The organism is Sphingobium yanoikuyae (genome assembly GCF_034424525.1).
GTDB classification, from domain to species: Bacteria; Pseudomonadota; Alphaproteobacteria; order Sphingomonadales; family Sphingomonadaceae; genus Sphingobium; species Sphingobium yanoikuyae.
This window is the reverse complement of the sequence record NZ_CP139979.1, coordinates 2,367,967-2,382,369: the sequence shown is the minus strand read 5'-3', so window position 1 is coordinate 2,382,369 and position 14,403 is coordinate 2,367,967. Positions and strand designations below refer to the sequence as shown.

General features: G+C 62.1%; 12 protein-coding genes. 7 read left to right on the top strand and 5 right to left on the bottom strand.

Features of this window, described 5'->3' with window-relative positions; genetic code table 11:
• Positions 1-134: 134 nt before the first annotated feature.
• Both U0025_RS10965 and U0025_RS10960 read right to left on the bottom strand, forming a co-directional pair.
• Positions 135-623, bottom strand: coding sequence for a nuclear transport factor 2 family protein (locus U0025_RS10965; RefSeq protein ID WP_004207421.1), 489 nt, complete (start codon positions 621-623; stop codon positions 135-137).
• A 108-nt stretch (positions 624-731) separates the two neighbouring features.
• The gene (locus U0025_RS10960; protein WP_037491638.1) at positions 732-1,721 is read right to left on the bottom strand and encodes a L,D-transpeptidase; all 990 of its coding nucleotides are present in this window, start codon (positions 1,719-1,721) and stop codon (positions 732-734) included.
• Between the two features lie 256 nt (positions 1,722-1,977).
• On the opposite strand from U0025_RS10960, the gene U0025_RS10955 reads away from it, so the two are divergent.
• The 4 genes from U0025_RS10955 (at position 1,978) to U0025_RS10940 (ending at position 5,122) form a co-directional block, all read left to right on the top strand.
• Positions 1,978-2,862: a LysR family transcriptional regulator gene (locus U0025_RS10955; protein WP_257010909.1), complete on the top strand. Its 885-nt coding sequence runs from the start codon at positions 1,978-1,980 to the stop codon at positions 2,860-2,862.
• A gap of 127 nt (positions 2,863-2,989) precedes the next feature.
• Positions 2,990-3,961 carry an alpha/beta fold hydrolase gene (locus tag U0025_RS10950; RefSeq protein WP_004207418.1) on the top strand — a complete coding sequence of 324 codons (972 nt, stop codon included), beginning with the start codon at positions 2,990-2,992 and terminating at the stop codon, positions 3,959-3,961.
• A gap of 61 nt (positions 3,962-4,022) precedes the next feature.
• Positions 4,023-4,652, top strand: a complete 630-nt coding sequence (locus U0025_RS10945) for a pyridoxamine 5'-phosphate oxidase family protein (protein WP_004207417.1) — start codon at positions 4,023-4,025, stop codon at positions 4,650-4,652.
• The gene (locus U0025_RS10940; RefSeq protein ID WP_004207416.1) at positions 4,652-5,122 is read left to right on the top strand and encodes a nuclear transport factor 2 family protein; all 471 of its coding nucleotides are present in this window, start codon (positions 4,652-4,654) and stop codon (positions 5,120-5,122) included. Before U0025_RS10945 ends, U0025_RS10940 begins: the two co-directional genes overlap by 1 nt.
• A gap of 441 nt (positions 5,123-5,563) precedes the next feature.
• Here U0025_RS10940 and U0025_RS10935 read toward each other — a convergent pair whose 3' ends face one another.
• The 3 genes from U0025_RS10935 to U0025_RS10925 all read right to left on the bottom strand — a co-directional run bounded on the left by U0025_RS10935 (position 5,564) and on the right by U0025_RS10925 (position 9,829).
• Positions 5,564-8,080: a TonB-dependent siderophore receptor gene (locus tag U0025_RS10935; RefSeq protein WP_004207415.1), complete on the bottom strand. Its 2,517-nt coding sequence runs from the start codon at positions 8,078-8,080 to the stop codon at positions 5,564-5,566.
• Between the two features lie 135 nt (positions 8,081-8,215).
• Positions 8,216-9,193: a FecR family protein gene (locus U0025_RS10930; protein ID WP_004207414.1), complete on the bottom strand. Its 978-nt coding sequence runs from the start codon at positions 9,191-9,193 to the stop codon at positions 8,216-8,218.
• 129 nt (positions 9,194-9,322) lie between these two features.
• Positions 9,323-9,829 carry an RNA polymerase sigma factor gene (locus U0025_RS10925; RefSeq protein WP_004207413.1) on the bottom strand — a complete coding sequence of 169 codons (507 nt, stop codon included), beginning with the start codon at positions 9,827-9,829 and terminating at the stop codon, positions 9,323-9,325.
• A gap of 274 nt (positions 9,830-10,103) precedes the next feature.
• Here U0025_RS10925 and U0025_RS10920 point away from each other — a divergent pair, with 274 nt between their 5' ends.
• The 3 genes from U0025_RS10920 (at position 10,104) to U0025_RS10910 (ending at position 14,341) form a co-directional block, all read left to right on the top strand.
• A complete protein-coding gene (locus U0025_RS10920) occupies positions 10,104-10,616 on the top strand; it encodes an RNA polymerase sigma factor (RefSeq protein ID WP_004207412.1) in 513 nt (170 codons plus the stop codon).
• Positions 10,617-10,724: 108 nt separating this feature from the next.
• Positions 10,725-11,705, top strand: a complete 981-nt coding sequence (locus tag U0025_RS10915) for a FecR family protein (RefSeq protein ID WP_004207411.1) — start codon at positions 10,725-10,727, stop codon at positions 11,703-11,705.
• 122 nt (positions 11,706-11,827) lie between these two features.
• Positions 11,828-14,341 (top strand): TonB-dependent siderophore receptor, encoded by a 2,514-nt coding sequence (locus U0025_RS10910; RefSeq protein WP_157225175.1) that lies wholly within the window; start codon positions 11,828-11,830, stop codon positions 14,339-14,341.
• The last annotated feature ends 62 nt before the right edge of the window (positions 14,342-14,403 follow it).

Sequence of the window (14,403 nt, the reverse complement as noted above, 5' to 3'; positions counted from 1 at the left end):
CTCCGCGTCTGACGCTGGTCAGGCGAAGTGTCTGCGTGTGATTTTGCCCGGCGATTTCAGATTGCGGCGATGTCTGTAACATTGTGCGCCGGGTTCGGCATTTCCATGTCAGCCTTGCCGGGCGGCGAACTGCCCTATTTCCGGACGACGGCGGCGTTGAGGAACGGATCATTGCCAATGAACATCGGCGTGCTGTCGAACAGCGAGATGCGCCATTCGCCGTTCGCATCCCGGCGGAATTCCATGCGGCAATCGGCGACGATGGTCGGGCCGACCAGGTTCAGGATCGGCGCCTTGCCCTCACCCGAATAATTGACCAGCATGAACTGCGCGCTGCCATGGTCGGCGGCCGGGAATTGAATGCGCATATTGGTGATGGTGTGCCGCTGGGTGCGGACGCCGTCCTTCTGCTGGGTGGCGACGCGCTCGTTGCGGGCGGTGTAGAAGGCGGTAATGGGGCCATGGCCCTGATGCAGCGTGCCGCCGACCAGATAATGGCAATCGTCGGTACAGAGCGGCGCGACATTCATGCCGCCGTTGAGGTCCAGATCATAGCCCCAGTCGATCACCAGTTGCTCGATTTCCAGCGCGGCAATGGCGGTTTCGGCGGTGAAGCGGGGCATTATCCTCATCCTTTCCTATGGCATGCGGCTCTTTCCGACAGCTTGTGCGCATGGGGATGGGTGCCCGCAAGCATAGAGGGCTCCGCCGTGGCGATGCTTGATGGATGGTCAGGGCTGGGGCGCGACCGCGTCCATGATCGTGAGTTTCTCGCCGGTCGAGGCGCCGACGCTGGAATCGGTGACGAGGATGGTGGTGCCCGGCTTCAACTGGCTGCGGATCTTGTCGTAGAAGCCGCGCGGCAGGCGCACCCGGTTCAGCACGGCTTCGTCCACGACATTCTCGACATCATTTTCATGGCCCGGCAGGCCGACATAGAGCCAGTGGGTCTTGCCATCCTTGCCCGTGGTGAGGGTGATGACATGGGAGCCGGGATCGCCATCCTTGATCTCGGCGACGCTGCGGCCGATTTCCGTGCCGTTGCGCAGCACGACGATCCGCTGTTCCTTCTTCGAGACGATGATGGTCAGGGGGCCGCTGGTCGCCAGTTCAGGCTGCCAGCGATATTCCTCATCCTTGAGCGGGCGATATTCGACCTGCTCGCCCTTGTCGTTGATCGGCGACAAGAGGCTTGCCTGGCTGGTGCGCATATGGGTGGCGGCATTGCCCTGAACCACCACGGTCGCGCCCAGGCTGGTGATGGCGAAAAGTTCCTGCGAGAATTTATAGGGCAGGTGGATGCAGCCATGGCTTTCGGGATAGCCCGGCAGGCCGCCGGCATGGAGCGCGACGCCGTCCCAGGTCAGGCGCTGCTGATAGGGCATAGGCGCGTTATTATAGGTGCTGGACCGATGGTCCTTGTCCTTCTGCAGGATGGTGAAGACGCCGGTGGGCGTTGCATGGCCTTCCTTGCCCGAGGATATGGTGGACACGGCGATGCGCACGCCGTTGCGATAGACGGTCGCGATCTGGCGCGAGAGATCGACATAGACGAGCAGCGGCCCGGTCGGCGATACCTGTGGCGCCCAGACCCATTGGCCGGGCTTCAGATTGTCGGCACGGCGGGCAAATTCCGGCGGCGATGTGGCGCGATCGCCCTGGGCGAGAGCGGGATAGGGGAGCAGCAGCAAGGCGCAAAGCAGGCGGCCATGGCGAACCATATTGCGGTAGTCGATCGGCACGGCATGTCCCCCTGGTTATCGTTCCGCGGTGATATCCGTGATCCTTGTGCATTTCCATCGGGGGCGACCCTGAGGCGTCATGATGAAGGGGGGAGGTCCATGAGATAATCGTTTCTGTTGCGCCCGCAACGGACCTTGTGCGTCAGTCCTGCTGATTGACCGGCGCATGGGGTTCTGCGCATCCTTTTCGACCGCAGTGATGATCGAGGGGGATGGTGTGGACCGCTGGCAAGCCATGAAGATCTTTGTTCGCGTGGCGGAAACCGGCGGTTTTGCCGAAGCCGCGCGGCAATTGCATCTGAGCCCGCCGGCGGTCACGCGGGCAATTTCCGCGCTGGAGGAGGAGATCGGCGTGCGCCTGCTCACGCGGACGACGCGATCGGTGAAACTGACCGAGGCGGGCCGTGGCTATCTGGACGATTGCCGCCGGATATTGGCCGAGATGGCGGATGCGGACGCGGCGGCGGCGGGCGCCCATGGCAACCCCACCGGCACGCTGATCGTCACGGGATCGGTGATCTTCGGCCAGATGTATGTGCTGCCGATCCTGCTCGACTATCTGGATCGCTTTCCCGCGGTGACCGGGCGCAGCCTGTTCGTCGATCGGCTCGTCAATATCGTCGAGGAAGGCATCGATGTCGCCATCCGGATCGGTCATCTGCCGGATTCGGGGCTGAGCGCCATACGGGTCGGGACGGTGCGGCGGGTCATCTGTGGCGCGCCGGCCTATTTCGAGCAGCATGTCATGCCCCGGACCCCGGCCGACCTTGTCCATCATCGCATCATCGGCCCGACCGGGGCATGGGCCTCCCCCGAATGGCATTTCGGGCCGGAGGGCCGGAGCAGCGTCACGGTCCACCCCCAACTTTTCTGCAACACCAATGAAGCGGCGATCGCCGCCGCCGAGCAGGGCTGGGGACTGACCCGCGTGCTGTCCTATCAGGTCGAGCCGGCACTGGCGGCCGAACGGCTGGTCACGATATTGGACGAGCATATGGAAAAGCCGCTGCCGATCCATGTCATCCACGCCGAAGGGCGGCGGGCGGCGGCCAAGGTGCGCAGCTTCGTCGATCTGGCGGTCGATCGGCTGCGGGCCAATCCTCTGTTCCAGCAGGCATGACAATTATTCCATCATAAGGAATAATGACTTCCAGTTTTCCAGAATTATCAGGAATGAGGGCAAGGATTATCTCTGTCCCCAGAAGCTGAAGCCCTTGCTCAGCGCCCCCAACAGGGTGGAGGACATGATGAAGAAACTGGTCATTTCGATGCTGCTGGCGACCGCCGGCATCGCTGCCTCGGCCGACGCGATCGCCGCGCCCGCCAGCGCCGTCGCCACGCAGGCTGCGGCCGCCACCGTCCATTATCGCAGCGCCACCATCGATGGCGTGAAGATGTTCTACCGCGAAGCCGGCCCCGCCGATGGCCCGGTGGTATTGCTGCTCCACGGCTTCCCGACATCGTCGCACATGTTCCGCAACCTGATCCCGCTGCTCGCCGACCGCTATCATGTGATCGCGCCGGACTATCCGGGCTTTGGCCAGAGCGACGCGCCCGACCATCGCCAGTTCACCTACAGCTTTGCCCATTATGCCGACATGGTCGACACGCTGATGGGCAAGATCGGTGCCCAACGCTACGCCATGTATGTCATGGATTATGGCGCCCCGGTCGGCTACCGCCTCGCCCTCAAGCATCCCGAGCGGGTCAGCGGGCTGATCGTCCAGAATGGCAATGCCTATGAAGAAGGACTGGGCGCCTTCTGGGATCCGATCAAGACCTATTGGCAGAGCGGATCGGCCAAGGATCGCGAGGCGCAGGCCTGGCTCGTCGGCCTGGACGCCACCAAGTTCCAATATACCGATGGTGTGCGGGACGTGTCGCGCATCAGCCCCGACAATTGGGTGCAGGACCAGGCCTTGCTCGACCGGCCGGGCAACAAGGATATCCAGCTCGACCTGTTCTACGACTATCGCACCAATGTGCCGCTCTACCCGGCGTTCCAGGCCTTCTTCCGCGAACGCAAGCCGCCGACGCTGATCGTCTGGGGCAAGAATGACAAGATCTTCCCCGAACCAGGCGCGCATCCCTACAAGCGTGACCTGCCCGATGCGGAGATGCATATTCTCGATACCGGCCATTTCGCCCTGGAAGACAAGCTGGATGAAATGGCGCCGCTGATCCGCGACTTCCTCGACCGCAAGGTCGCGGCGCGCTGAACCCCCGGCGGGGCCATGTCGAAGCATGGCCCCGCAACGAACGGATGATGGGAGACAGACCATGTCCTACGGTTTTCTGGATATCGCCACGACGCCGAGCGTCCGCGCGGCACAGGCGGAGATGGGCGCGGACGCCCATTGGGCGGCGTTCAGCGGCAATCGCGCCTTTGACCGCTTCACCGACAATGAAGCCCATTTCCTGGCAGCCCGCGACAGTTTTTACATGGCCACCGTGTCGGAGGATGGCTGGCCCTATGTCCAGCATCGCGGCGGTCCGGCCGGTTTCCTCAAGCTGGTCGACGACCGGACGCTGGCCTTTGCCGATTATCGCGGCAACCGCCAATATATCAGCACCGGCAATCTGGCTGCGAACGACCGGGCCTGCCTGATCCTGATGGACTATCCCCGCCGTGCCCGGCTCAAAATCTACGTCCATGTCGAGAAGCTGGCGATCGATGCCGATCCGGCACTCACCGACCTTGTCATGGACAAGGATTACAAGGCGCGGGCGGAGCGCATTTTCCGGCTGCGGCTGGAGGCGTTCGACTGGAACTGCCCGCAGCATATCACGCCGCGCTTCACCGAGCGCGAGATCGAACAGGCGGTCCGGCCGCTGCATGAGCGGCTGGCGCAACTGGAAGCCGAGAATCAGGCGTTGCAGGATCGCCTTGCCAAGATGGGAGACGCATGATGGACAATGTGAGACCGCCGTTGCCACCCTTCACCCTGGAGAGCGCGATCGAGAAGGTGCGCCTGGCCGAGGATGGCTGGAACAGCCGCGATCCGGCGAGGGTGGCCATGGCCTATACGCCGCTCAGCCAGTGGCGGAACCGGGCCGAGTTCGTCAATGGCCGCTCGGCGATCATCGCCTTCCTGACGCGCAAATGGCAGCGCGAACTGGATTATCGGCTGATCAAGGAATTATGGGCCTTTGCCGACAATCGCATCGCGGTGCGCTTCGCCTATGAATGGCATGACGACAGCGGCAACTGGTTCCGCTCCTACGGCAACGAGAATTGGGAATTTGACGAGAGTGGCCTGATGCAGCGACGGTTTGCCTGCATCAATGATGCACCGATCAGCGCAGCCGACCGGAAATTCCACTGGACGCAGGGACGCCGGCCTGATGATCATCCGGGACTAAGCGAACTTGGGCTGTAGGGCGGCTGCCCGCAGAGAAATGCGATCGCCAGTGCATCGGCATATCGGTTGTTCGTCAGATGTGATCGAAGCTGGTGACCTCCACGGGAGGGAAGGTGGTATTGTAGATAAGATATATTTAACAGTATGTTATAAGATTGTTCAATAAGCAATTTCGATGCCTCATGGACCAGTTAAATGGACTACGAAACTTCCGACATGTCTACACGCTACACAAGGGTCGACGGTCTGTTTGTTGGCCATCATTGGGACATTCTGCTCGGTCTGGTTCTGGGCGCAAAGTTCAAGAAAGCAGACGCTCGTGCCGTACAACTCGACCGCAGTTTGTTGGCCATTACGCCACCCTATTCCATTCCTTCGCGATAGAGATGGCCGCCATTGTAAGCAGATGATCCGGCAGCATGTGGCGCGCCACCATCAGCGCGCCACATGCTGTGACGATCAGATCTTGTAGCGCAGCGTCGCCAGGACGTTGCGTGGTGCCCCGATGAAGTTGGAACCGGTAGGTGCCCCGACATTCTCATAATAATATTTGTCGAAAACATTGTTCACATTGACCGTCACCGTCGCCCGGCTGGATGCGGCATATTTGATCGACAGGTCGAGCAGCGCGTAACCGTCTTGCTGGACGAGGCCGCCATAGGGCGCGCTGTAAATCTTGCTCTGCGCCTGCAACGTGCCGCCCAGCGTCCAGCGGTCGAAAGCACCAGGCAGACTATAGGTCGTCGAAAGCTTGAACAGCCCACGCGGCAGGTTCGTGCCGTAGCGCGTACCATCGGTATAGATACCGGTCGGATTATAGCTCGAACTGCTCAGATGTTTTGCACTGTTATAGGTATAGCCGCCCGAAAGCTGCCAGCCCTTGGCAAGTTCGCCCGACACTTCAAACTCCACGCCGCGGCTGCGGACCTTGCCGGAGGGGGCGTAGCAGGCGGTGAGGCCGGCAGCGCATTCCGAGGCGAGCAGTGCCATGGGCAGGTTGGTCAGTTCGATCTGGAACAGCGCCAGGCTGGTGTTGAGGCGGCCATCCCAATAGCTGCCCTTGACGCCCACTTCGTAATTCGCGCCCTCCTGCGGAGCGATGATCGCGCCATTCCGGGTCAGGTTGTTCTGCGGATTGAAGATCCGCGTCCAGCTGGCATAGAGCGAGTGGTTGCGGTGGAAATCATAGACCATGCCGACATAGGGCGTGAACTGGCCCTTCACCTCGTAATCGGCGGTGCTGTAGATGGCGCCGGCCCAGCCATTCGCCAGTTCCTGCTTGAACCAGTCGAAACGCCCGCCCAGCACCAGCGTCAAGGGTTCGGCCACTGTCAACCGGGCGGTGGAGTAGACGCCGATCTGCTCGCGCTTCTGATCACGCAGATACATGGTCCAGTCGCCGGTGATGGTGGGCGTGGGCACGGAACGCGGGTCCCAGTCCAGCGGGTCGAAGCTGACGGCGGTAAAATCGGTGGGTGCGCCGATATCGTCCCATGTCGCCTTGCGATAGCTGCCGCCGACGACCAGTTCATGGGTCTGGCCGAACAGGGTCAACGGACCGGAGGCATAGCCATCGAGGCTCAACTGGTCGCGATCATAATGATAGGCCAGCGCCGCGCCGCCCAGATTGAAGCGCGTTTCACCGGCCGTGGAGGTGGCATAGGACAGGAAGGTGCCGATCATCGACATCTCGCTCTGGATTGCGGTGGCGGCCAGCCGTGCCTTCCAGCCATTGCCGAATTCATGGTCCAGATTGGCGAAATAGGTCGCGCTCTTCTTGTCCCAATAGGACCAGCTGGGGCTCATGCGGGTGGAGCGGGCTATGTCCAGAAAACTGCCGTCTGCGGCCGTGCCAAGGCCATTCCAGTCGACGCCGGGATTATCCTCATTGCTGTAGCTGGCGCCCACGGTCAGCAGGGTAGAAGAACCCAGATCCGCCTCGACTATGCCATAAAGCGACATGCGCTGATTATGGTAATCGTCGATGAAGCTGTCCTTGTCCTGATACGTTACCACGGCACGGGTGCGCAGCGTGCCTGCGCTGTTGACGGCGCCGCCCACATCCATCGTGCCCAGAAAATTGTTCCAGCTGCCTGCACTGAGCGTGAAGATCGCCTGCGTCTCCCGCGTGGGGCGCTTTCGGACCAGGTTGATCGATCCGGCGGGTGTGCCAGCCCCCTCCATCAGTCCCGCCGCGCCGCGCACGACCTCCACCCGGTCATACATGTCGAGAATGCCGGTGGAGAGCGCCGCCTCCTCATATTGCACCGGCATGCCATCGATCATCAGGTTGTCGAGCTGGAACATGCGGGCATTGAAGCGATAGCGCTCGCCGCCCCATTTGGTGAGATAGAGGCCGGGCGTGGCGCGCACCACGTCGCTCAACGTGGCAAGGCCCTGATCCTCTATCCGCTGGCGGGTGACGACCGTCAGCGACTGGGGCGTTTCACGCGGGGATAGCAACAGCTTCGTGGCCGTGCTCATCGCGGGAATGGTGTAGGAACCGCTGGCTTCAGTCGCGACCGGATCGCTGGTGATGCCGGCGAAGCTGCCCGAACCGCTGCCGCTATCCGTGCCTTCGACCCGCACCGGACCAAGCTGCACGGTGCCATTGGCAGCCTGCGGAGCGGGGTGCAGTTCGACCGATTTGGGGCCGATGAAGCGAAAGGTCAGGCCGGTGCCGCTCAGCAGGCGGCTCAGCGCCTCGGCCGGGGCGAAACTACCGGCAACTGCGCTGCTGATCTTGCCGTTCAGCAGATCGGATCCAGCCGTCACCTCCACCCCGGACTGGCGGCCGAACAGGATGACGGCATCGGTCAATGGCTGCGCGGGCACATTGATGCGGCGCTGCGCGCTGTTGGGCGATGTTTGCGCCATGGCGGGCGACAGCAGCGCTGCCCCCGTCACCGTTGATGCGAGCAGGCCGATGGCCAGCGCGCGCCCGAAATTTTGCCCCAATATGCTAACGTCCGTCAATTCTGCCTCCAACTGCACGAGGAGGTTGCGGACATGCTATTGCCTCGCAAGAACTCCTCTCCCTCGCTGGACGCCTGAGCGATGGAGCTTTTAACCAGCGACCGTAATTTTCCGTCGAAAATCTTTTCCGTGCAGTCAGCGACCGGAAACGATCAGCAGCCATGGCGTGATCCGCGTGACGCGCCCGCCATAGGGATAGACCATGGTTTCCAGCGCCTTCGCCGGATCATTGGCATGATAGATGCCGCTGATCGGGCGGGCTGCAAGGCTGGCGTCGGTGACGATGATATGGCCGCCAAACCATGGGCGCAGTTCGTCGATCGCGGCGGCTATGGTCAGTCTGCGGGCCAGAATGTCGCCGCTCTGCCAGGCGCCGATAAGGTCGGGCTGTTCGGTCCCGGTTTTCAGCGCAGTGTCGGCGGTGGCCATGGCCCATTGGCCGGCCGTCAGTTCCCGCGCCGGCGTGCCCCGGGCCTCCACCCGCACGCGACCGTGACGTACCGCCACCGACGTCGTCGTGCCGATCATCCGCACGTCGAAGCCGGTACCCAGCACGCTAGTGGTGACATGGCCCGCCATGACCCGGAAAGGCCGGGCCTTGTCCGGTCGGACCTCAAACCATGCCTGCCCGGACAGGAGGCGGATGTCGCGATGCCCCTTGTCGAAGGATGCCGCGATGGCGCTGTCCGGGCCCAGCCGGATGTGGCTGCCGTCGTCCATCGCCACCATAAGGGTTTCGCCCGCGCCGGTGCGATGATCGGCGCGCAGGTGCAGCAGCAACGATGGCCCAGCCAGGACGCCCACGCAGACTGCCGCCACAGCCGCGATGGTCAATCTGCGCCGGCCATGGAACCGCCACCCCGCATGGCGGGGCGCGGGCGCCGGAAGCGATGGCAGAATGGCGCCGGGAGCCGCGTCCCACCTGTCCCGAAACGCCGGTTCGCCATCGGCGATGGCATCGGCCGTTTCCGCCATCCTGGCCCAGGCGATGACATGACGGGCATCGGCATCCAGCCAGTCGTCGAAGGCATCCTTCAATGCTGCGTCGTCGGGGCGCTCCTGCAGGCGGACGAGCCAGTCGGCGGCTGCAAGGCGCAAGCTTTCTTCCGTCACAGACCACCTCCATCGCCAATCCGGCACGCCCGAAAAATCGGACGACTGGGCATGGCGCTCCTCCACAGGACCACAGACGATCGGGCCGCGCGGAATTTAAGCGGGGGGAGGAAAAGGTGCATGGGCCGTTCACTCATCGCGATAGTCGTCACAAGCCGCCAGCCCCTTCACGATCAGGCCATGGACAAAGGGAATGGACACGCCCAGCCGCTCCGCAATCTCCCGCAGCTTGTAGCGCCCGATGCGGTGCATCTCTATGGCCAGCCGCTGGCGTTCGGGGAGGCGCGCCAAAGCCCTCTGCACCCGAGCCAGTTCCTGACGGGCGATAAGGGCCTGCTCCGTTCCTGGCGCATTGTCCTGCACTGTGCGTTCGGCCTCTTCCATATCGCCGCCTGCGATCCGATCATAGCGCCTTGTCCGGCGCAGGGCGTCGATCGCCAGGTTGCGGATCATCCGCCGCAGGAAGCGTTCGGGATTCTGGATCCCATTCTGGTCTTCGATCGATGCGAACGATATCCAGGCATCCTGTACGATATCTTCGGCCTTGGCCCGATCACCGAGGATGCTGGCGGCATAGTCAACCAGCGCCGGGCGCTGCGCCGCATATAATCGCGCTGCTATAGTCGCTTGTTTCAACGCCCGCGGCTCCTGCGAACATGCGCAAGGCCCGTCCGGCGAAGAGCATTTGCGATCGATTCTCAAAAAGGCGCATAGAGGAAGAGCCTGACCGCTGCAATCCATCCTGCAGCGGACGTCGGGTCGTTGCCAACCACTGTCCCTGTCCATCAGCCAAAAGCAAGGAACAGCGCGGTATGTGATTGAACACACCGCCCCGATAACAGTCATGCACGAGCGGCACATGAGTTGTTGCGAACGATTATCAATGTGCGTAATGGGTCGGCAGATAGCGATGCTCAACAACGCCGCAGCCCTTACGCGCCTGCTCCTGCAAGAGCGCACGTCGCTCCTGCGACTTGTCGAAAGCATATTGCGCGATCGGCCGGCAGCGGAGGACGTCACGCAAAGTCTCTGGTTCAGGGTGCAGCGTATCGAGGATGATCCGCCAATCCTGAACAAGCGGGCCTATCTGTTCAGGCTGGCAGCCAATCTGGCGAAGGATCGCATCAGGGCGGACGGCAGATATGCTGCCCTGTTCCACGCCGCCGATACGCTCCCCGAGGAAATCCCGGCCGACATGGTTGGAGCCGATACCGAACTGTCCGATCGCCAGCGTCTGGCCGTGACGATGACCGCCATCGACGAACTTCCCGCGCGAACCAGAGAAATCTTCATCCTGCGCAAATTTGACGAGCTTACTCTGGACGACATCGCGCATCGGATCGGGATTTCCCGCAGCATGGTCGTCCGACATCTCCAGCAGGCCTTGCGACATTGCATGACCCGACTAGGGGAAAGTGAATGATGCGATTTGTTGGCTTGCGGAGTGTCCGGATGCCGCTTTCGAACGTCAATGATTATGGAGAGTGTGAAAATTCCATGGTTGAGGCGGGAGAAGCGATCGGAATGCACTATGAGCGCTGACGACGATGCCCCGGATCCGATCGAGGATGCCGCGACGCGCTGGGCGATCGAACAGGATGCCGGCCTGAGCGATGATGGCATTGCGGCCCTGGAACAATGGCTTGGCAGCGATCCCCGTCACCCGCCGGCCTTTGAAAAGGCCCGTGCGGCGTGGCGTTTCATGGGGCATCCGGCCATTCGTTCGGAAGTGACGCAGCGCAGGCTCAGCGAACCGCCATTGCCGGGTTATCCGCCGGTGGGCCGACCGGAAGGCAAAAGAAAATGGATTGCGCCGGCCGTCGCGGCCAGCGTCGCCCTTCTTGTCGCGGGCGCGATCGGGGACTGGCCGACAGCGCTGCGGTCCGATGCAATGACGGCGACGGGCGAACAGCGCACCATGACCCTTGCCGATGGATCGCAGGTCCAGCTCAATACCGACAGCGCCATATCCATCGATTATCAGCCCGATCGCCGGATCGTGCATGTGCTGAAAGGCGAAGCCGCCTTTTCGGTGGCGCGCGATCCCCGGCGCCCATTCTCGGTCGAAGCGAAAGGCGGATCGACCACGGCGCTGGGCACGCGGTTCATCGTCGATCGTCATGCCGACAGGACGCAGATTACCGTTACCCTGCACAGCGTTCGCGTGGCAGCGCCGGGCGCCGGGGCCTCCATCGCGATCGTGAAGGAAGGGCAGTCCGTCAGATATGACAGGAACGGCGTTGGTTCCGTTCGCACGGTCGATGCAAATGCGGTCTCCGCCTGGACCCGCAAACGGCTTGTCTTCGTGGACCAGCCGCTGCGAGCCGTGGTGGCGGAGCTTAATCGCTATCATCCGGGATATATCGGCATCATCGGCACCGATCTGGGCAACCGGCGCGTCAGCGGGATTTTCCGCACCGACAATCCCGTCGCCGCGCTCGACACACTCCAGGCATCCTTGAAGCTGGCTTCCATCCGTCTCACCGACCGGGTGATTTTCATTCACGACTGAACCCACAAAAAAATTCGGCTCCCCGGTTCTCACTTCGAGATTTGAGACGTCATGTTCTTGAAGGCGCTTCGCATTAGCGAATTGCCATTCATATCAGATGCCTGAATTTTGGGGGGTAACACGTGAAGATTGTAGAGGCCGGCAAGGCTGCTATGGCGGGATTTCGCACTGTCATTCCGGCAACGTTGCTCGCTACGACCGCGCTGGGCGCCGGGATCGTCATGCCAACGAGCGCCTATGCCCAGGGGCGCAGCTATAATGTGCCTGCCGGGCCGCTGGCCGTTGCGCTCAACCGCCTTGGCGAGGTAGCCGATATCGAAATCATCTATGATGCAGACCTGACGAACGGCATTGCCAGTCCGGGCCTTCAGGGCAGCTATGGCCCGGCCGAGGCGCTATCGCGCCTGCTGGTCGGAACAGGCCTCACCTTCCGGCAGAGCGGTGCGCGCTCCTATACGCTTGAAAGAGCACCCAGGTCTGCTGAGGGGGCGGTCCAGCTGGGGCCGGTGAGGGTCGAGGGCGCTACTGCAACCATGACGGCCAACGGCACCGATGGCGCGGATCTTGCCCTGACGATGACCGAGGGTACGAAGTCCCTTGCCGGGCAATATGCACAGGTCGGCGGCAAGTCGGCGCAGCGCCTGCGCGACATCCCCCGCAGCGTCACCGTGCTGACCGCGCAGGAGATCGAGGACAAGGATATCACCACCGTGACCGCCGCGCTCGATCAGGTGACCGGCGTCTACGTGGCCTCCTATAATGCCCGTACCCCCGTATTCTATTCGCGCGGCTTTCTGATGCAGAACCTGACGATAGACGGCGGCAGCCCCATGCGCATGCATGACGGCCTGCAATCGATCATCAACGGCGTCGGCCTGCCCAATCTGCTCGCCTATGACCATGTCGAGGTGATGCGCGGTGCGGATGGGCTCTATTCGGGAAACGGGGACGCCAGCGGCACGGTCAACCTTGTGCGCAAGCGCCCGACGACCAAGCGCCAGATCAAGTTCGCCGCCTATGCGGGAAGCTGGGACAATTACCGCGCCGAGCTTGACGTGGGCGGTCCGCTCAATGCCTCGGGCACATTGCGCGCCCGCGTGGTGGCGGGCTGGCAGGACGCGGATTCCTATTTCACCGGCGCCTATACCAAGGACAAGTTCGGCTATGGCATCATTGAATGGGACGCAGGCGCGCATACAACGCTGTCGGCGGGCCTGAGCTATGACGATCTGAACACGCAGAAATATGAACGCACATTGGCATGGCGTTCGGGCAGTCTCGGCACGCCGGAGAATCTGCCGATCCTGTCGAAGCGGGATTCCTGGATGCCCGAATGGTCCTATGACAAGGCGCAGACCCTGCAATATTTCGCCAAGGCCAGCCACGATTTCAGCCCCGACTGGAACCTGACCGTCAACCTCACCCGCAGCGAAGTCGATTCCGACGAGCTTTATGGCTATTATGGCATCGGCATCAATTCCGATGCGGCAGTCCCCAGCGGTTTCTTCATGCGCTGGATGTCGCACGGCTATTCCAACCAGACGATGGCGGACGCCAATTTGAAGGGCAAGTTCACCCTGTTCGGCCGACAGCACGACGTTGCCGTCGGCGCGAACTGGTCGCGCAGCGACGCCAATTCGACCAACCCGATCGGCAGCATAGCCGGTGTGACGGTCGAAGACTATCTGACCTATTATCGCTACGCCAAGCCGACCAAGGCCGAAATCGCCACCTGGAGCGGTTACGGCACTTGGGGCAGCGTCTATAGCGAAGACGGCTGGGTCACGAGCCGTTACGGCTTCTGGGGCACGCTGGGCATGCATATTGCCGATCCGGTCAAGGTGATTATCGGCGGGCGCTACAGCCGCAACGAGAATTTCCGGGGCCAGACGATCGGCAAGTTCGTGCCTTACGCGGCCGTCACCTACGACGTCTCGCCCGACTGGACGACCTATGCCAGCTACTCCGAAATCTTCGAGCCGATGCAGAACATCGTGCCGATCGGCCAGTGGCACGAGGATGCCACGCAGATCAGCTTCTCGGACAAGCCGACCACTGGCCGCAACTTCGAGGGCGGCGTCAAGGGTGACCTCAACGGAGGTGCATTGCAGGCGGCCTTTTCGGTGTTCTACATCGAGAAGAACAACGTCTACGTGAATGATGAAACGCAGGGGCAGGTCGTCATCCCCGGCTATGGCACCACCTATATGCAACGCGTGGCGAAGCTTCAGACCAGCAAGGGGTTCGACGCAGAACTGAAAGGCGCGCTGACGCAGAGCTGGCAGATTTCCGCCGGATACACGTTCAACGTGACCAAGAACAAGGAAGACGACGAAGGCGGCCCGATCCTGCTCTGGGCACCCAAGCATTCGGCGCGGGTGTGGAGCACCTATCAGCTTCCCGACGCGCTTGAGGGGCTGCGCCTTGGTGCCGGCGTCCGCGTGTTCGGCAACTCGGACTTGCGCAAGGGCTATGCCGTGATCGGTGCCAGCGCCGATTACGAGATCAACCGGCATCTGACGCTGGGTGTCTACCTCGATAATCTCGCCAACAAGACGTACCGCGTTTCCACCAGCAGCGCGGCGACTTATGGCAATCCCCGCAACTTCATGGTGACGCTGCGCGGAACCTACTGAGCCGATGACCAGCGCGAAACCTCCGACATTCCCAGTCGAAGGTTTCGCGCGGGATATAGCGG

Coding starts and splice junctions, on each gene's coding strand:
- U0025_RS10965 (WP_004207421.1), bottom strand. CDS start 623: ATGCCCCGCTTCACCGCCGAAACCGCCATTGCCGCGCTGGAAATCGAG.
- U0025_RS10960 (WP_037491638.1), bottom strand. CDS start 1,721: ATGGTTCGCCATGGCCGCCTGCTTTGCGCCTTGCTGCTGCTCCCCTAT.
- U0025_RS10955 (WP_257010909.1), top strand. CDS start 1,978: ATGAAGATCTTTGTTCGCGTGGCGGAAACCGGCGGTTTTGCCGAAGCC.
- U0025_RS10950 (WP_004207418.1), top strand. CDS start 2,990: ATGAAGAAACTGGTCATTTCGATGCTGCTGGCGACCGCCGGCATCGCT.
- U0025_RS10945 (WP_004207417.1), top strand. CDS start 4,023: ATGTCCTACGGTTTTCTGGATATCGCCACGACGCCGAGCGTCCGCGCG.
- U0025_RS10940 (WP_004207416.1), top strand. CDS start 4,652: ATGGACAATGTGAGACCGCCGTTGCCACCCTTCACCCTGGAGAGCGCG.
- U0025_RS10920 (WP_004207412.1), top strand. CDS start 10,104: ATGCTCAACAACGCCGCAGCCCTTACGCGCCTGCTCCTGCAAGAGCGC.
- U0025_RS10915 (WP_004207411.1), top strand. CDS start 10,725: ATGAGCGCTGACGACGATGCCCCGGATCCGATCGAGGATGCCGCGACG.